This is a genomic window from Leminorella richardii (assembly GCF_900478135.1).
GTDB classification, from domain to species: Bacteria; Pseudomonadota; Gammaproteobacteria; order Enterobacterales; family Enterobacteriaceae; genus Leminorella; species Leminorella richardii.
This window is the reverse complement of the sequence record NZ_LS483470.1, coordinates 405,001-422,500: the sequence shown is the minus strand read 5'-3', so window position 1 is coordinate 422,500 and position 17,500 is coordinate 405,001. Positions and strand designations below refer to the sequence as shown.

16 protein-coding genes, 2 rRNA genes, 1 pseudogene and 1 riboswitch (2 of these 20 running past the window's edge) are annotated in these 17,500 nt (G+C 51.9%); of the genes and pseudogenes, 10 read left to right on the top strand and 9 right to left on the bottom strand.

Going from position 1 to position 17,500, the window contains the following annotated elements; all coding sequences use genetic code 11:
- Positions 1-536 carry the final stretch of a bifunctional phosphoribosylaminoimidazolecarboxamide formyltransferase/IMP cyclohydrolase gene (gene purH, locus DQM29_RS02090; protein ID WP_111739080.1) on the top strand. It extends 1,054 nt beyond the left edge of the window, so the window shows 536 of its 1,590 coding nt (coding positions 1,055-1,590); the start codon falls outside the window, past its left edge; it ends in the stop codon at positions 534-536.
- A 31-nt stretch (positions 537-567) separates the two neighbouring features.
- Complete coding sequence (gene purD / locus DQM29_RS02085) at positions 568-1,860, top strand: phosphoribosylamine--glycine ligase (RefSeq protein ID WP_111739079.1); 1,293 nt, start codon at positions 568-570, stop codon at positions 1,858-1,860.
- 70 nt (positions 1,861-1,930) lie between these two features.
- Here the strand turns inward: purD and DQM29_RS02080 are convergent, their stop codons facing one another.
- The 6 genes from DQM29_RS02080 to nudC all read right to left on the bottom strand — a co-directional run bounded on the left by DQM29_RS02080 (position 1,931) and on the right by nudC (position 6,351).
- Entirely contained in the window at positions 1,931-2,614 is a 684-nt protein-coding gene (locus DQM29_RS02080; protein WP_111739078.1) for a DUF1481 domain-containing protein, read from the bottom strand.
- A gap of 31 nt (positions 2,615-2,645) precedes the next feature.
- Entirely contained in the window at positions 2,646-2,921 is a 276-nt protein-coding gene (hupA, locus tag DQM29_RS02075) for a nucleoid-associated protein HU-alpha (protein ID WP_027275787.1), read from the bottom strand.
- 193 nt (positions 2,922-3,114) lie between these two features.
- Positions 3,115-3,702, bottom strand: a complete 588-nt coding sequence (locus DQM29_RS02070) for a YjaG family protein (protein WP_111739077.1) — start codon at positions 3,700-3,702, stop codon at positions 3,115-3,117.
- 45 nt (positions 3,703-3,747) lie between these two features.
- Positions 3,748-4,443, bottom strand: a complete 696-nt coding sequence (gene nfi / locus DQM29_RS02065; protein WP_111739076.1) for a deoxyribonuclease V — start codon at positions 4,441-4,443, stop codon at positions 3,748-3,750.
- A complete protein-coding gene (gene hemE / locus DQM29_RS02060) occupies positions 4,436-5,500 on the bottom strand; it encodes a uroporphyrinogen decarboxylase (protein ID WP_111739075.1) in 1,065 nt (354 codons plus the stop codon). The genes nfi and hemE overlap by 8 nt, the downstream gene beginning before the upstream one ends.
- 71 nt (positions 5,501-5,571) lie before the next feature.
- Positions 5,572-6,351, bottom strand: a complete 780-nt coding sequence (gene nudC, locus DQM29_RS02055) for an NAD(+) diphosphatase (RefSeq protein ID WP_111739074.1) — start codon at positions 6,349-6,351, stop codon at positions 5,572-5,574.
- Between the two features lie 95 nt (positions 6,352-6,446).
- Here nudC and rsd point away from each other — a divergent pair, with 95 nt between their 5' ends.
- The 7 genes and pseudogenes from rsd to thiH all read left to right on the top strand — a co-directional run bounded on the left by rsd (position 6,447) and on the right by thiH (position 12,693).
- Positions 6,447-6,941, top strand: coding sequence for a sigma D regulator (gene rsd / locus DQM29_RS02050; protein ID WP_111739073.1), 495 nt, complete (start codon positions 6,447-6,449; stop codon positions 6,939-6,941).
- Between the two features lie 73 nt (positions 6,942-7,014).
- Positions 7,015-7,129: riboswitch (TPP riboswitch) on the top strand.
- 95 nt (positions 7,130-7,224) lie between these two features.
- The gene (gene thiC, locus DQM29_RS02045; protein WP_111739072.1) at positions 7,225-9,147 is read left to right on the top strand and encodes a phosphomethylpyrimidine synthase ThiC; all 1,923 of its coding nucleotides are present in this window, start codon (positions 7,225-7,227) and stop codon (positions 9,145-9,147) included.
- Positions 9,140-9,818: pseudogene (gene thiE, locus DQM29_RS02040) on the top strand (thiamine phosphate synthase). Before thiC ends, thiE begins: the two are co-directional and overlap by 8 nt.
- On the top strand, positions 9,812-10,573 hold the full coding sequence (locus tag DQM29_RS02035) for a HesA/MoeB/ThiF family protein (RefSeq protein WP_111739071.1): 762 nt from the start codon (positions 9,812-9,814) through the stop codon (positions 10,571-10,573). Before thiE ends, DQM29_RS02035 begins: the two are co-directional and overlap by 7 nt.
- Complete coding sequence (gene thiS / locus DQM29_RS02030; protein ID WP_111739070.1) at positions 10,557-10,757, top strand: sulfur carrier protein ThiS; 201 nt, start codon at positions 10,557-10,559, stop codon at positions 10,755-10,757. Before DQM29_RS02035 ends, thiS begins: the two co-directional genes overlap by 17 nt.
- Positions 10,758-10,759: 2 nt before the next feature.
- Entirely contained in the window at positions 10,760-11,560 is an 801-nt protein-coding gene (locus tag DQM29_RS02025; RefSeq protein WP_111739069.1) for a thiazole synthase, read from the top strand.
- A complete protein-coding gene (gene thiH / locus DQM29_RS02020) occupies positions 11,557-12,693 on the top strand; it encodes a 2-iminoacetate synthase ThiH (RefSeq protein WP_111739068.1) in 1,137 nt (378 codons plus the stop codon). The genes DQM29_RS02025 and thiH overlap by 4 nt, the downstream gene beginning before the upstream one ends.
- A gap of 245 nt (positions 12,694-12,938) precedes the next feature.
- On the opposite strand, the gene DQM29_RS02015 is transcribed toward thiH, so the two are convergent.
- Positions 12,939-13,493, bottom strand: coding sequence for a TFIIB-type zinc ribbon-containing protein (locus tag DQM29_RS02015; protein ID WP_170126470.1), 555 nt, complete (start codon positions 13,491-13,493; stop codon positions 12,939-12,941).
- A gap of 389 nt (positions 13,494-13,882) precedes the next feature.
- Here DQM29_RS02015 and aqpZ point away from each other — a divergent pair, with 389 nt between their 5' ends.
- Positions 13,883-14,578 carry an aquaporin Z gene (aqpZ, locus tag DQM29_RS02010; protein ID WP_111739066.1) on the top strand — a complete coding sequence of 232 codons (696 nt, stop codon included), beginning with the start codon at positions 13,883-13,885 and terminating at the stop codon, positions 14,576-14,578.
- A 596-nt stretch (positions 14,579-15,174) separates the two neighbouring features.
- Here the strand turns inward: aqpZ and rrf are convergent.
- Together rrf and DQM29_RS02000 are read right to left on the bottom strand one after the other, a co-directional pair.
- Positions 15,175-15,290, bottom strand: a 5S ribosomal RNA gene (gene rrf / locus DQM29_RS02005).
- Positions 15,291-15,410: 120 nt separating this feature from the next.
- A 23S ribosomal RNA gene (locus tag DQM29_RS02000) occupies positions 15,411-17,500 on the bottom strand; it runs 821 nt beyond the window's last position.

The window sequence follows — 17,500 nt, the reverse complement described above, 5'->3', positions numbered from 1 at the left end:
CACTGAAGGTTACGGCTGAAAAGCAAAACGTCCGCGTTCTGGTCTGCGGTGAATGGCAGTCTCGCGTTCCCGGTTTGGACTTTAAGCGCGTTAACGGCGGCCTGCTGGTTCAGGATCGTGACCTCGGTATGGTTGAACAGGCAAACCTGAAGGTCGTCACGACACGTCAGCCTACAGAGCAAGAGCTTGCCGACGCGCTGTTCTGCTGGAAAGTCGCGAAATTCGTGAAGTCTAATGCCATCGTCTATGCCAAAAACAATATGACCATTGGCATTGGTGCCGGGCAAATGAGCCGCGTCTACTCGGCGAAGATTGCTGGCATTAAGGCTGCCGATGAAGGGCTTGAAGTGAAAGGCTCTGCTATGGCGTCCGACGCGTTCTTCCCGTTCCGCGATGGTATTGATGCTGCTGCCGCTGCCGGAATTACCTGCGTCATCCAGCCCGGTGGATCTATTCGTGACGATGAAGTCATCGCTGCCGCTAATGAACACGGTATCGCCATGCTCTTCACCGACATGCGCCACTTCCGTCATTAATTCACTCTTCTGAAGCCTTGGAGCAGACACAATGAACATTTTAATTATTGGCAACGGGGGGAGAGAACACGCTCTGGCGTGGAAAGCGTCTCAGTCACCGCTGGCCGATAGCGTCTTTGTTGCCCCCGGCAACGCCGGCACTCAGCTTGAGCCAAACCTCACCAACGTCGCTATCTCCGCGACGGATATTGATGGGCTGCTTAACTTTGCACAGCAGGAAAATATTGGGCTTACTATTGTCGGCCCTGAAGCGCCGTTAGTTAAAGGCGTTGTCGACGCCTTTAGAAAGGCCGGTTTGACAATTTTTGGCCCTACACAGTCTGCCGCTCAGCTAGAGGGGTCAAAAGCTTTCACGAAGGATTTTCTGGCACGTCACGCGATCCCCAGCGCCGCCTACCAAAACTTCACCGATCTTGACCTAGCGCTAGACTATATCCGCTCTCAGGGTGCGCCGATCGTTATTAAAGCCGACGGGCTCGCTGCAGGAAAAGGCGTAGTTGTAGCAATGACGCTCGAAGAGGCCGAAGCAGCAGCAAAAGACATGCTTGAAGGTAACGCCTTTGGTGATGCCGGCCATCGCATTGTGGTCGAAGAGTTTCTGTCCGGGGAAGAAGCCAGCTTTATCGTCATGGTTGACGGTGAAAACGTTGTTCCTATGGCAACCAGTCAGGATCACAAGCGCGCCTACGATGGCGATCAAGGCCCTAATACCGGCGGAATGGGCGCCTACTCACCCGCTCCAGTGGTAACTGATGACGTCCACCAGCGCATTATGGATGAAGTTATCTACCCGACTGTTCGCGGTATGGCTGCCGAAGACAATCCCTACACGGGCTTTTTATATGCAGGACTGATGATCGATGACGCGGGTAACCCCAAGGTCATTGAGTTCAACTGCCGCTTCGGCGATCCGGAAACTCAACCAATTATGCTGCGTATGAAGTCCGATTTTGTTGAGCTGTGTCTGTCCGGTGCTGAAGGAAACCTAAAGGGAAAAACCTCTGAATGGGATCACCGTGCCGCACTGGGCATTGTGCTTGCTGCCGAAGGCTATCCGGGAGACTACCGGAGCAACGATATCATTAGCGGGTTACCCGTCAATGAAACCGAAGGTGAAAAGGTGTTTCATGCCGGAACGCAGCTACAGGAATGCCACGTAGTGACCCACGGCGGGCGCGTGCTTTGCGCTACGGCTCTGGGAGAAAACGTTGCTCAAGCTCAACAAAGAGCTTACCAGCTAGCAGAGAAAATTCACTGGAATGGTTGCACCTACCGTAAAGACATCGGCTATCGCGCCGTTGATAGGGAGCAGAACAGTCAATAATCCCTACTGCCCACAAAAAAGCCGCCGTTGATCTCTATCTCGGCGGCTTTTTTATTTAATGAACCAAAAGCTAGAAATTCTCCAGTCTTGGTTCCCACTGGCAGAAGTTTTCATTCGCGACCAGCAAAAGCTGCACGCCTTGAAAAGACGAGAGCCAGGCTAGGCTAATAAAGCCTCCGTTGTGAATACGCTTGTCCAGCCACTGTCGCTGGCTGGGTAAAAACCGGGGATTTTCAACATCCCCCTCGCAGGAAACGATACGCCCATTATTGATATAGCCCTGATAAAGCTTCACCCTTCCCGCAGAGAGCGAACGGCTAGTTTCCAGAAACTGCTGGGCTTCATATTTGATGCTCAGAATATCATCGTCTGAGAGTGACTCATTGCGATCGGCTAAGCGCCTCTGCATAAAGCTGGGATTGCCTTTAGTATCCAGCCGAAGCTCTGTTCGAGGAAGCAGAGCATCGTTTTGTACTTCGCGCTTAACCAGGCCCAGCTTGCCGTCAATAAATTCATAATGGGTCGCGACTGTCTCGCCGGAGAACGGGGTATACACGCTCAGCAGTCGCATAGGAATACCTTCACCATCAACTTTGCTCCACAGGCGGACTACGCCAGCGTCGGCAATGTATCCGGAGGCTTCCAGAGTGGGTTCTCGCTCCATTGAACCACAGCCAGCTAGCGTCAATAGAAGAGATAAGGTGATAAAGGCGCGTTTTATCATCATAAAAATAGAAAAAGAAAAGGGGCTCATAGCCCCTTACTATATATCACGATCGTGGCTATTACTTCTTAACAGCGTCTTTCAGTGCTTTGCCTGAAACGAATGCTGGAACGTTAGCCGCCGCAATTTTGATTTCTTTGCCAGTCTGAGGGTTACGGCCAGTACGGGCATTGCGGTGATTTACTTTGAATGTACCAAAACCAACCAGTTGTACTGGGTCACCGTCTTTCAGAGACTCAGTAATTGCGCCTAAGGTTGATTCCAGTGCCGCTTTGGCCTGAGTTTTGGTAAGACCAGCCTTGTCTGCAATTACGTCAATCAGTTGAGTCTTGTTCATAAATTATCCTTACAATGTATTTTATTGCATGCAATGTACCGAAGACGGATGGGTAAAGAAAGTCTCTGTTAACCCCAGCCCAGACGTTATCGATAGCCACTTTTTAAAGGCAACACAAATGTAGACCAATCGGGCACTGCTGTGAAGCCTTGACAAGCTATTATTTAGGCTTTAAGTCACGTTTTATCACTGTTTAGGCTAAATTTATGCCAATATTGCTCACAGCGGCCTCTTTCAGGTCTGCTCTGAGCCCTTTGATCAACTCCAAATCGCGTTCTTCACAGTCAGCCAACAGACGATAAATTTCCCACTGTACGTCCCATTCGTTCTCTATCGACGGCAGAACTTTCAGTTCATCATCGGTCATTTCTCTCCCCGCCTGTGTCATTTCCAACATAGCGACGGTACGGATAGAAGACTCGCTAACGGCGACAGCATGTTCCTGCGTCTCTCCACTCAGGTGCGCATGAAGCACTTCACTCAATGCAACACAGGCGTCAATTGCTGGGTGAACGCCGTAAATATCAAAATTGTCTGCATCGGGGATCGCCTCTTCCAGCTTCTCAAGCTGGCTGTCAAAGTTCACTTTGGCGTCTTTAACCACTAGCGTTTCCCAGACCAAATCCAAAATGCGCCGATAAATCTGCGGCTCGGCAAACCCGGTTTCAAGGCAGAAAGCCTGATAGTTTGGGAACATGCGTTCGCACAGGCAGGCCATAAAAGTATAATGTTGCCAGCTGGCCAGTTTTTCCAGCCTTAAATGAATGGGATTACGCAGCATGAAAACGTCTCATTAAAATTAAAAGCAGTGAGTCGACGGGTATTCTCAACCTTCATCGACGTTCTTTTCCGGATGCGCGGCAAGCCAGCGCACAAAAGCCGGGCGCCGTGACGCAATCGCGTCCGCCCAGCGAGTAGGTTCAGGAAGCCGATAGCCGCGCATACAGCGTTCGACCCAAAGCAGTGCGCTTTCCTGACTAACGCGGTGGCCGACAGAAACATAGAGCGGCTTACAGCGAGCCTTACTGTTCCAAACCCAGCCAATCTGCTCGTCTTTATCCACCAGCGGTACCGCAGCACCATCCTGCAGGCCAGACTCATCGTATTTCCCACACAGCCGGCTTTTAGCAACGCCTATTGTCGGCACGTCTATCAGCAGGCCAAAGTGGCTAGCTACACCGAGACGACGAGGGTGGGCAATACCCTGACCGTCGACCAACACCAGTTGAGGAACAGTGGTTAACTGTGACCAAGCGGCCATCAGCGCTGGATATTCACGAAAGGAAAGCAGGCCGGGAATATAGGGAAGCGAAGTGGGCACTCTAGCGACGCGATACTCCACCAGCTCCAAAGAGGGATAACTGAGGACGGCGATTGCCGCCCTCGTTATCTTACCGTCTTGCTCGAAGCCCACATCGGCTCCGGCAATCCATTTAGGTTCGTCAAAACCCTGATTGTCCTGTTTGATCACCGCTTTGGCTTTTTCTATCTGCTCAGCCCTCAGCGCCGCAGTATCAATCATGGTATGGCCGAGACAAACGATGCACCGCATCAACAAAGGTTTTCGGATGTTCAGGCGGCACGTCTTGATGTATGCCGTGCCCCAGATTGAACACATGTCCGGTACCCTGACCAAACCCGGCCAGAATGTCCGATACTTCTTTCTCAATACGCGCAGGCGAAGCATACAGCATGGAAGGATCCATATTCCCCTGCAAAGCCACACGGGAACCAACCCGGCGGCGCGCGTCGGCGATATCCGTCGTCCAGTCCAGCCCCAGAGCATCACATCCGGTATCCGCCATCGCCTCCAGCCACTGACCGCCGCCCTTGGTAAACAAAGTTACTGGTACACGTCTGCCTTCGTTTTCCCGAATCAGGCCGTCAACGATTTTATGCATATAGGCCAGAGAGAATTCGCGATAGTCGCGCCCTGTCAGTACCCCGCCCCAGGTATCGAAAATCATGACTGACTGAGCGCCGGCGCGGATCTGGGCGTTCAGATACAGGATCACGCTGTCGGCCAGCTTGTCCAACAGCAAGTGCAGGGTTTCCGGCTCGGCATACATCATCTTCTTAATCTTAGTGAATGCCTTGCTGCTGCCCCCTTCTACCATATAGGTTGCCAGCGTCCATGGGCTACCGGAAAAACCGATAAGGGGGACTTCGCCTTTCAAATTGCGGCGAATAGTGCGTACGGCATTCATCACATACCCCAGTTCCTGCTCAGGGTCAGGAACCGGCAGTTTTTCTACGTCCGCGCGGCAGGTTACCGGGCGCTCGAAGCGCGGGCCTTCCCCCGTCTCAAAGTAGAGCCCTATACCCATCGCATCCGGCACGGTAAGAATATCGGAGAACAGGATCGCGGCATCCAGCTCATAGCGACGCAGAGGCTGTAGGGTTACTTCACAGGCCAACTCGGCGTTTTTACAGAGAGCCATAAAATCCCCAGCCTCAGCGCGAGTTGCCTTATATTCTGGTAAATAGCGACCAGCCTGTCGCATCATCCAGACAGGCGTTACGTCAACGGGCTGGCGCAACAGAGCGCGCAGATAGCGATCGTTTTTTAATTCATTCATTATTTTTATCCTCGATAATTGCGCGCATTGTAACATGCAGGTATTGCTTCCTATAGCGAGCGACGCCTCGGCTACCCCTGCTCTCTTTCCGCTCGACACAAAGCCACTGTATCTTCAATCAACCGTCGGGCTACCGTTCCCGGAGGGGGCAGCATGGGGAGCCTGTCGAAGTCAAACCAGTTGGCATCAAGCAACTCAGACTTATCAATCTTTAACTCACCGCTATCGTAATCGGCTAAATAGGCCACCATCAGCGAGTGAGGGAACGGCCAGGGCTGCGAAGAAATATAGCGCAGGTTCTTGATAGACAAATTACTCTCTTCATGAACTTCGCGGGCAACGGCCTGCTCCAGCGTCTCGCCCACTTCGACAAACCCGGCCAGCGCGGTATAAATGCCGCCCCGATGCCGATTGTGCTGAGCCAGCAATATTTTGTCTTCTTTACGGATAGCGACAATAACGCAGGGCGCGATTTGTGGATAGTAACGCTGATGGCAGTTCGGACACAGGCATGCCCATTCCCTATCGCTAATCGTCATCCCGTGGCCGCAGTAGCCACAGAAGCGGTGAGCGCGATAGAAATCCTCCAGCTGCACAGCACGCCCAGCCAGTTGGAAGAGGCCGCGGTCCTCATTCAGCAGTTGCCTTACCGACGCCATATCCCGAGCTCGCGACTGACGAATCAGCCAAACTGGATGGCTTTGCCACTCTCCAATACGGTACGCTCTCTCACCCTGAAGTTGAAAATCCTGCGCTAAACCGAAGGGTAATTCTCCCTTGGGAAGCCACAATTTACCGGCATAGCTTAATAGCCACCAGCCAGACTCATCACCGCGTAACTGTTGTTCCATGACTATCTTGCTAAACCTCTTATTTACTGGCAATCTAACAGTGGTTTTTACATTATCTTAACTTTTTCAACCTACTGAATGACTCTGGACACCCTATGCTAAACCGACTTGAAACTCTTACTGAGCGCGTGGGCGGTAACCATAAACTGATCGATCAATGGTTAGAGTCGCGCAAAAGCCTGCTCGTGACCTATTACCGGCTGGTTGGTATTAAACCAAACAAAGAGAAAAATATCCCTCTCGATGAAAAGGCGCTGATCGATTTCGGTCATCATCTGGTGGACTACCTGTCCGCCTGCCATTTTCATATTTACGACAGAGTCATTATTCAAGAAGAGGGAGCTGCAAGCCCCAATCTCGCCGTTGGCCAAAGAGTTTATCCGTTACTGGAAGAAAATACTCAAAAAATCATGGCGTTTTATGACAGTTATGTTGAAAAAGGCATTAACGACGACACCATATTACAGCTGGATAAAGATCTTTCAACGGTCGGTGAGCTGCTGGCGAATCGGTTTATGATAGAAGACAAACTGATCGTCGAAGCCATCAAAAACTGGGAAAGCCATCACAGCTCTACCGAACAGTCATAATGGAAAGCGTGTAAAAAACCCTTTGCCGTTTTTATCGTCTTACCTATACTGTGCTATATCGCCCCTAGGGCGGTAAATCTTGTCGGAGTGCCCAGCGCCCTTATACGGCGCGGGCTGAGACCGTTAATTCGGGATCCGCGGAACCTGATCGGGCTAATACCCGCGAAGGGAACAAGAGTAATTCAATTCGGGTAGGCAAGGCCACAGTGTAGATTTTCCCTATCCATTACTCCCTCTCCGAACTCCAGACAAGCAACCCCCACGTTCTATTTTGGAGTTTGCTATGTCTAACAGAAGAACCCAGCGCGCTCAGGCGCAGCAGTTTATTGATCGACTACAGGGGCACGCGTTCCCCAATTCCCACAGAGTGTACGTTCAAGGTTCTCGCGACGATCTTCGCGTTCCGCTGCGGGAAATTCGCCTTAGCCCGACGCTCATCGGCGGTACACAAAACGCTCCACAGTATGAAGATAATGAACCGGTTCCCGTCTACGATACCTCAGGGCCTTACGGCGATCCGTCATCTGATATTGACGTCCGCCAGGGTCTTTCTCCTCTGCGCCAGCGCTGGATTGAAGAACGCAATGATACCGCTCCGCTCACACAGGCTTCCTCACACTTTACTCAACAGCGCCTTGCCGACGAGGGGCTAGACCATCTGCGCTACACGCACCTGCCGCCGCCAAGGCGCGCCAAAGAGGGCCGATGCGTGACTCAGCTTCACTATGCAAGAGCGGGCATCATCACGCCAGAAATGGAGTTTATCGCTCTGAGAGAAAATGTCGGCCGAGAGCGCCTGCGTACAGAAGTGCTTACTCGCCAACATCCAGGGCAGTCTTACGGCGCCAGTCTGCCGGAAAACATTACGCCGGAATTTGTCCGTGGGGAAGTGGCCGCAGGGCGCGCGATTATTCCCGCCAATATTAACCATCCCGAAGCAGAGCCGATGATTATCGGTCGCAACTTTCTGGTAAAAGTAAACGCCAACATTGGTAACTCATCGCTGACGTCTTCTATCGAGGAAGAGGTCGAAAAGCTGGTTTGGGCGACGAGGTGGGGTGCAGATACCGTTATGGATCTCTCCACCGGACGCTATATTCATGAAACCCGAGAGTGGATTATCCGTAATAGCCCCGTGCCGATTGGTACAGTACCTATTTATCAGGCTCTGGAGAAGGTTAACGGCGTTGCTGAAAACCTGAACTGGGAAGTATTCAGAGACACGCTGATTGAACAGGCAGAACAGGGTGTCGACTACTTTACTATCCACGCGGGTCTACTGCTGCGCTTTATCCCACTCACGGCCAATCGCCTAACGGGTATAGTGTCCCGCGGCGGCGCAATTATGGCCAAGTGGTGCCTCTCCCACCATAGAGAAAACTTCCTGTATGAGCGCTTCCGAGATATTTGCGAAATCTGTAGCCGTTACGACGTCGCACTCTCTTTAGGCGACGGCCTGAGGCCTGGCTCCGTACAGGATGCCAACGATGAAGCCCAGTTTGCCGAGCTTCACACTCTGGGTGAACTGACGAAAATCGCCTGGCAATACGACGTTCAGGTCATGATTGAAGGCCCCGGCCACGTTCCAATGCAGATGATCCATCGCAACATGACAGAGCAGCTGGAGCACTGCCATGAAGCCCCCTTCTATACCCTTGGCCCGTTGACCACCGACATTGCGCCCGGCTATGACCACTTTACTTCCGGCATTGGCGCCGCGCTTATCGGCTGGTTTGGCTGTGCCATGCTGTGCTACGTCACGCCAAAGGAGCATCTGGGGCTACCAAACAAAGAAGACGTTAAACAGGGGCTGATTGCCTACCGCATCGCCGCCCACGCCGCCGATCTGGCCAAAGGGCATCCCGGCGCTCAAATTCGCGATAATGCTATGTCGAAAGCGCGCTTTGAGTTCCGCTGGGAAGATCAGTTCAACCTTGCGCTGGATCCGGAAACGGCGCGCGCCTATCACGACGAAACGCTGCCGCAGGCATCCGGCAAAATCGCCCACTTCTGCTCAATGTGCGGCCCCAAGTTTTGTTCAATGAAAATATCGCAAGAAGTCCGCGACTTCGCGAAAGAGCAAACCGCCTCCGGCGGCATGAGCGAAATGGCTCAACGTTTTCGCGATCGAGGGAACGAACTCTATCATCCTGCCGCACATGCTGCCGTTCCGCTCGCGGCCACTGAGGAAAACAGCCATGACTAATCCACTGTTAACAAACTTAGCGCCCCTGCCAACCGCACCTTTCCCTCCAACAGAAAAGCGACTTGGCCTCTATCCCGTCGTCGATACGCTGGATTGGATAGAAAAACTGCTAGGAGCTGGGGTAACCACTATTCAACTCAGAATCAAAGACTGTCAGGAAAATGAAGTCGAAGAGATCGTTCAGCGAGCAATTGAGTTAGGGAAACAGTTTAACGCCCGGCTTTTCATTAACGACTACTGGCGACTGGCTGTTAAGCACGGAGCCTATGGGGTTCATCTCGGTCAGGAAGACCTGCTGACAGCAGACCTAAAGGCCATTCATCAGGCTGGGCTGCGCTTGGGTGTATCAACCCATGATGACGAAGAGCTGGCTAGAGCCGTCGCCGTTCGCCCATCATACATCGCCCTTGGCCATATATTTCCAACGCAAACCAAAGAGATGCCGTCAGCTCCTCAGGGGTTAGTTGAACTCAAAGCGGCACGTGGCATCAATTCCCGACTACCCAACGGTTGCCATTGGCGGAATCAGCATCGATAAAGCCAGAGACGTTTTAGACTGTGGGGTCGGCAGCATTGCCGTCGTTAGCGCAATTACTCAGGCTCCAGACTGGCGTCAGGCAACAAAGACGCTGCTGTCGATAGTCGAAAACACCGAGCCATTATCATGCTGAGTGATGACGATTTTTTACGCTACAGCCGCCAGCTGCTGCTGGAAGAAATCGGCGAAGAGGGCCAGCGCCGCCTGAAGCATTCAACAGCGCTGATCGTCGGATTAGGAGGGCTAGGCTCCCCGGTTTCGCTGTATCTTGCCGCCGCCGGGGTAGGAACGCTCATTCTGGCGGACGACGATAGCCTTCATCAGACAAACCTTCAACGGCAGATCCTGTTTGATACTGGCGATGTTAAAAAGCCTAAGGCGAAACTGGCCGTTAAACGACTCAAAGGTCTTAATCCATCGATTAACTACCGTATAGAGGCACAGCGGATCGTACCGGAAACGCTGCCAGAGCTGCTTAACGGTGTGGACTTAGTCATTGACTGCTGCGACAACATGGCAACACGCCACGCGGTTAACGCCGCCTGTGTGAATCGTTCACTACCGCTGATTAGCGGCAGCGCTGTCGGCTTTAGTGGCCAACTGTTAGTTCTGACGCCACCTTTCACCGAAGGGTGTTATGCCTGTCTCTACCCTGATAGGGAAGAACCTCATCGCAACTGCAGAACAGCGGGAGTTCTTGGCCCCATGGTCGGCGCTATCGGCTCGCTACAGGCGCTGGAGGCTGTAAAAATGCTTGCCGGTTTACCCTCTGCGCTAAGCGGCCATCTGCGGCTTTTTAACGGTAAACAGCACGCGTGGACCAGCCTTCGGCTCAGACGAGATCCACAGTGCTCCATCTGTGGAGGGCTGCATGCACATCACCATTAACGATTCTCCATTGGAACTGACAGAGGATGTCTCACTGTTCGACGTTTTAACGCGACTGAATCACCCGGTTCAGGGCGTTGCCGTCGCCGTTAATCACACCATCGTGCCTAAAACCGCCTGGCAGACGCATCAGTTACATCACGGAGACAGCGTGCTGATCTTTCAGGCTATTGCAGGAGGATAACTATGTTAACTATCGCAGAGACAACTTTTACTTCACGCCTGTTTGTCGGTACAGGAAAATTCGCCTCCGCCAATCTAATGACAACTGCCATTGAGGCCTCAGGATCACAGCTAGCAACCATGGCAATGAAACGAGTCTCTTTAGGGCAACAGGCCGACGATCTGGTTTCACCGCTTAGCCAGCTAGGTATTCGACTGCTGCCCAACACTTCCGGTGCCAAAAATGCTGAAGAAGCCGTATTCGCCGCCCGCTTGGCAAAAGAGGCGCTAGGCACGCGCTGGCTCAAGCTAGAGATACACCCAGACACTCGCTATCTGCTGCCAGATCCAGTAGAAACGCTGAAAGCGGCAGAGCAGCTAGTGAAAGAGGGATTTGTCGTTCTTCCCTACTGCGGTGCCGATCCCGTTTTATGCAAGCGTCTGGAAGAAGTCGGCTGTGCAGCGGTGATGCCGCTTGGAGCTCCCATCGGTTCTAATATGGGACTTCAAACTCAGGCTTTTTTACGTATTATCATTGAGCAGTCTATGGTGCCGGTTATTGTTGATGCAGGTATCGGCGCACCAAGCCACGCCGCTCAGGCGATGGAGATGGGGGCAGACGCTGTATTGGTCAATACCGCTATCGCCGTTGCCCGCGACCCAATCGGCATGGCCAATGCTTTTCGCCTCGCAGTAGAAAGCGGTCGTCAAGCTTACCGATGCGGCCTAGGCACTGTTCGTCAAGACGCCACGGCTGAAGCCTCCAGCCCGTTGACCGCCTTTCTCCATACAGAATCTCCCATTGCTGTTCGGGAGGTGCAATGAACGCTGACTTTCATTCACTCTGGCAGAACGTTGATTGGGATCGAGCAACGAGCTCTATTTACGAGAAAACGACTGCCGACGTTGAGCAAGCACTGGCAGCAAAACGATGTTCGCTAGACGACTTTATGGCGCTTATTTCACCAGCCGCTACCGCCTATCTGGAGCCTATGGCTCAAAAAGCCCAGCGCCTGACTCGTCAAAGATTTGGCAACACAGTGGGATTCTACGCACCGCTTTACCTCTCAAACCTCTGCGCCAACGACTGCACCTACTGCGGTTTCTCCATGAGTAATCGCATAAAGCGTAAGACGCTGTCAGAAGAAGAGATCCTGCAGGAGTGTCAGGCATTAAACGAACTGGGCTATCAGCATATTTTACTGGTGACCGGCGAGCATCAGGGAAAGGTTGGCATGGACTATTTTCGACGCAACCTGCCGCTGATACGCCAGCGGGTCAGCTCGCTGATGATGGAGGTTCAACCGCTGTCAACATCAGACTATGCCGAACTCAAATCTCTCGGATTAGATGCAGTCATGGTCTACCAGGAGACCTACCACGCTAACACCTATCAAAAAAACCACCTGAGGGGAAAAAAGCAGGACTTCTTCTGGCGCATGGCCACACCGGAAAGGCTTGGCAGCGCAGGGATCGATAAAATCGGCCTAGGCGTACTGCTTGGGTTATGTGCCGAATGGCGCACGGACAGCTACTTTTTGGCGCAGCACCTAAGCTACTTACAGAAGCGATTCTGGCAAAGCCGCTACTCTATTTCTTTCCCCCGCCTGCGCCCCTGCACGGGAGGCATTCAGCCTGAAGCCATCTTGAATGACGCACAGCTGGTGCAGCTTATCAGCGCCTTCAGGCTATTTGCTCCCGACGTTGAGCTGTCACTATCGACCCGGGAATCACCTCACTTTCGCGATAGCGTTGTTCCTCTGGCGATTAACAGCGTCAGTGCGGGCTCAAAAACGCAGCCGGGGGGATACGCTAACGACGCGCCGGAGCTTGAGCAGTTTTCCCCTCATGACAATCGCTCGCCTCAGCAGGTTGCCACAGCGCTGCTACAAAAGGGACTTCAGCCAGTTTGGAAAGACTGGGACAGCTATTTGGGAAGAGGTTCACAATATTTCTGAAAGGTAATTATATTTCAGAGAAAAACGTGAAGAAGCCGCGCGTATATAGACATAAGCGCTCGCCACAGCGGCCAAAGCGCCATACTGTAGCTGCGTGAGGGGGGTGGCCCCCTCTCCGGAACCGAATCCCCCTAGGTTCCGCCGTTCGTTGATGGCTCTTATAAGGCCTTTGACACATTCCACAACCTAAAGCCCGGCGGTTTCGGCTGCCGGGCTGTCTTCTCTCTACGATCAATAACGCTCAATCAGCGCTTGATAAGTGACGGAGAGCTTTCGGCTAATAAAAATGCCCGGATCCTTTCTCTGTGTGGATGCTGATTCAGCCAGTCACGCAGGGCTTTAGCCTTTTCATAGTCCTCATCACCCAGCAAAGCACGATACATTTCGTCAAGCCTGTCATCTGCCTGTGCTTCACGCACCTGTCGCTGCCAAAAATCGGTAAACAGTGTATTAATCTTGCCCGCTAGACCGTGTGCTTTCAACAGCTCCCATTCGCCTTTATCTAGCCAGATACCGTTAACTCTGACGCTGAGATCCAAGCGGTGTGTAGTTCCCTTAGCAATTCGAAACTTTGTCATCAAAGCTCCGGTCATTGGGCACAGTAGAGCTTTCTCAGTTTCTTCAGCCTCTAAGACGGCATGTTCAAGTTCTTCCGTAGCCTCTGGCACTTTATGCTTATGCTGCAAATAGTCTTCTAACATTAGCCAGTTTCCGCCGCAGTTTGGACAGTGCTGAACGGGTAAAAAGCCGTCTAACAGATCGGTTTTAAGAGCGACGTTTTGACATTTGGGACACTTCACGCTTTCTCTCCTTGAATATAACAACTCATTGCCTGATAAATCGATTGATACAAACACCCTTTATACAAAAGAGCTCTTCCAACATATTCGAGCCTAATGACATCTTTTTTCAAAAAATCATTTTCAAATAATAAATCGAAATAATCATGTTAGTTTATTTTCAGATATTTTGACATCACAAAAACAGATAACTTCTTATAAATCATTTAATTAAATTAAAAATATCTGCCACGCTATACGATGACATCTTAATGTGATCTATATCTCATGTTTGAACAAACATAGTTATTCAGGCTACACTCCTTCCCGCAGTTCGTAATGGACTATAGTTAGACGGAGCGCATTGCAATGCTTTGGGCTTCTTTATCTTTTTTAAGGAAAAATAACTCATGTTTAAAAAGCTATCCGCTGAATTTTTCGGCACTTTTTGGTTGGTGTTTGGTGGTTGCGGCAGCGCCGTACTGGCTGCAGCATTTCCCGAGCTAGGCATTGGCTTTGCCGGTGTGGCGCTGGCGTTTGGTCTTACCGTTTTAACGATGGCTTATGCGGTAGGCCATATTTCCGGCGGGCACTTTAACCCAGCGGTAACTGTAGGTCTGTTTGTCGGTGGGCGCTTCTCGGCAAAAGACGTTATTCCCTATATCATCGTGCAAACCATTGGCGCCATTGCTGCAGCGGCAGTGCTTTACTCTATTGCCAGCGGGAAAGCCGGGTTTGACGCCGCCGCAAGCGGATTCGCTTCCAACGGCTTTGGTGAACACTCTCCTGGTGGATTCTCTCTGCAGGCTGCGATTATCGCCGAGCTGGTACTCACCGCATTCTTCCTTATCATCATTCATGGAGCTACCGACAAGCGTGCTCCTGCAGGATTCGCACCGATCGCTATTGGCCTAGGCTTAACGCTGATCCACTTAATCAGCATTCCCGTGACCAATACGTCGGTTAACCCAGCGCGCAGTACCGGTGTAGCAATCTTCCAGGGTGGCTGGGCACTTGAACAGCTGTGGGTTTTCTGGCTAGTGCCTATTATCGGCGGCATCGTTGGTGGCCTAATCTACCGCTGCCTGCTGGAAAGCAAAGACTAAGGTAAATCGTACCGAAGACGAAAGCCCGCTATCGCGGGCTTTTTTGTGTCTAATTTATCTGTTCTACATGTCATGCAGACAATCTCATCTTAATGAGCAGTGCAGAGTCAGTTCACTATCAGTGAACATGCTACTAAAGATAGTGCGTTTGATGAGTAGAGTTCGATCGATAACCCCATCAAATACTTTGCTTCAGACGGTGTGATAGCAAAGTAATGTAACGCGCGAAGGCAGAATTCGGTTCGGGAAGATATTCATAGTGGAGTTGCCGTATCTACTGTGGCGATCTTGGTTGGTAAACGGTGAGGGAGGTTTGTTAATGCAGTACCCAGCAAGCGTTGCTATAAACCCTACAAACACAAAAAGGCCACTCTTCCGAGTGGCCTTCTGTTTCTTTCTAAATTAAGAGCCTGGCAGTTGATGAACCTCTTCAAGGTTCACCCTTCGGGCCGTTGCGTTGCAACGCAGGGGGAAACCCCACACTACCCTCGGCGCTACAGCTTTTTATCACAACACTCCGCAATCGCCGTTATAAACCCCATAAACACAAAAAGGCCACTCTTCCGAGTGGCCTTCTGTTTCTTTCTAAATTAAGAGCCTGGCAGTTCCCTACTCTCGCATGGGGAAGCCCCACACTACCATCGGCGCTACGGCGTTTCACTTCTGAGTTCGGCATGGGGTCAGGTGGGACCACCGCGCTATCGCCGCCAGGCATATTCGTTACGCTCGCCGTTGTACTTATGCTTTACATATTCGCACAACCACGAACTTCAATCCTTCAACAAGCTCAATAATTCTACTGTCTCTCGTCTCAAAACGCCTTCGGCGTTGTAAGGTTAAGCCTCACGGTTCATTAGTACTGGTTAGCTCAATACATCGCTGCACTTACACACCCAGCCTATCTACGTCATGGTCTTTAACGTTCCTTTAGGGGACTTAAAATCCCAGGGAAGACTCATCTCGGGGCAAGTTTCGCGCTTAGATGCTTTCAGCGCTTATCTTTTCCGCACGTAGCTACCGGGCAATGCAATTGGCATCACAACCCGAACACCAGCGGTGCGTTCACTCCGGTCCTCTCGTACTAGGAGCAACCCCCCTCAATCTTCCAGCGCCCACGGCAGATAGGGACCGAACTGTCTCACGACGTTCTAAACCCAGCTCGCGTACCACTTTAAACGGCGAACAGCCGTACCCTTGGGACCTACTTCAGCCCCAGGATGTGATGAGCCGACATCGAGGTGCCAAACACCGCCGTCGATATGAACTCTTGGGCGGTATCAGCCTGTTATCCCCGGAGTACCTTTTATCCGTTGAGCGATGGCCCTTCCATACAGAACCACCGGATCACTAAGACCTACTTTCGTACCTGCTCGAGCCGTCACTCTCGCAGTCAAGCTGGCTTATGCCTTTGCACTAACCTCCTGATGTCCGACCAGGATTAGCCAACCTTCGTGCTCCTCCGTTACTCTTTGGGAGGAGACCGCCCCAGTCAAACTACCCACCAGACACTGTCCTCACCCCGGATAACGGGGCTAAGTTAGAACATCAAACATTAAAGGGTGGTATTTCAAGGTTGGCTCCACACGTACTGGCGTACATGCTTCAAAGCCTCCCACCTATCCTACACATCAAGGTTCAATGTTCCGTGTCAAGCTATAGTAAAGGTTCACGGGGTCTTTCCGTCTTGCCGCGGGTACACAGCATCTTCACTGCGAGTTCAATTTCACTGGGTCTCGGGTGGAGACAGCCTGGCCATCATTACGCCATTCGTGCAGGTCGGAACTTACCCGACAAGGAATTTCGCTACCTTAGGACCGTTATAGTTACGGCCGCCGTTTACTGGGGCTTCGATCAAGAGCTTCGCTTGCGCTAACCCCATCAATTAACCTTCCAGCACCGGGCAGGCGTCACACCGTATACGTCCACTTTCGTGTTTGCACAGTGCTGTGTTTTTAATAAACAGTTGCAGCCAGCTGGTATCTTCGACTGGCTTCGGCTCCATGGGCAAGCCACTTCACCTATTGCCAGCGTGCCTTCTCCCGAAGTTACGGCACCATTTTGCCTAGTTCCTTCACCCGAGTTCTCCCAAGCGCCTGAGTATTCTCTACCTGACCACCTGTGTCGGTTTGGGGTACGATTTCGTGTTACCTGATGCTTAGAGGCTTTTCCTGGAAGCAGGGCATCAACCACTTCATCTCCGTAGAGACTCGTCATCACGCCTCAGTGTTATACAGCAGACCGGATTTACCAGGACTGCCCACCTACACGCTTAAACCGGGATAACCGTCACCCGGCCGGCCTAGCCTTCTTCGTCCCCCCTTCGCAGTAACACCAAGTACGGGAATATTAACCCGTTTCCCATCGACTACGCCTTTCGGCCTCGCCTTAGGGGTCGACTCACCCTGCCCCGATTAACGTTGGACAGGAACCCTTGGTCTTCCGGCGAGCGGGCTTTTCACCCGCTTTATCGTTACTTATGTCAGCATTCGCACTTCTGATACCTCCAGCAGACCTCACAGTCTACCTTCGCAGGCTTACAGAACGCTCCCCTACCCAACAACACCTAAGTGTCGCTGCCGCAGCTTCGGTGCATGGTTTAGCCCCGTTACATCTTCCGCGCAGGCCGACTCGACCAGTGAGCTATTACGCTTTCTTTAAATGATGGCTGCTTCTAAGCCAACATCCTGGCTGTCTGTGCCTTCCCACATCGTTTCCCACTTAACCATGACTTTGGGACCTTAGCTGGCGGTCTGGGTTGTTTCCCTCTTCACGACGGACGTTAGCACCCGCCGTGTGTCTCCCGTGATAACATTCTTCGGTATTCGCAGTTTGCATCGAGTTGGTAAGTCGGGATGACCCCCTAGTCGAAACAGTGCTCTACCCCCGAAGATGAGTTCACGAGGCGCTACCTAAATAGCTTTC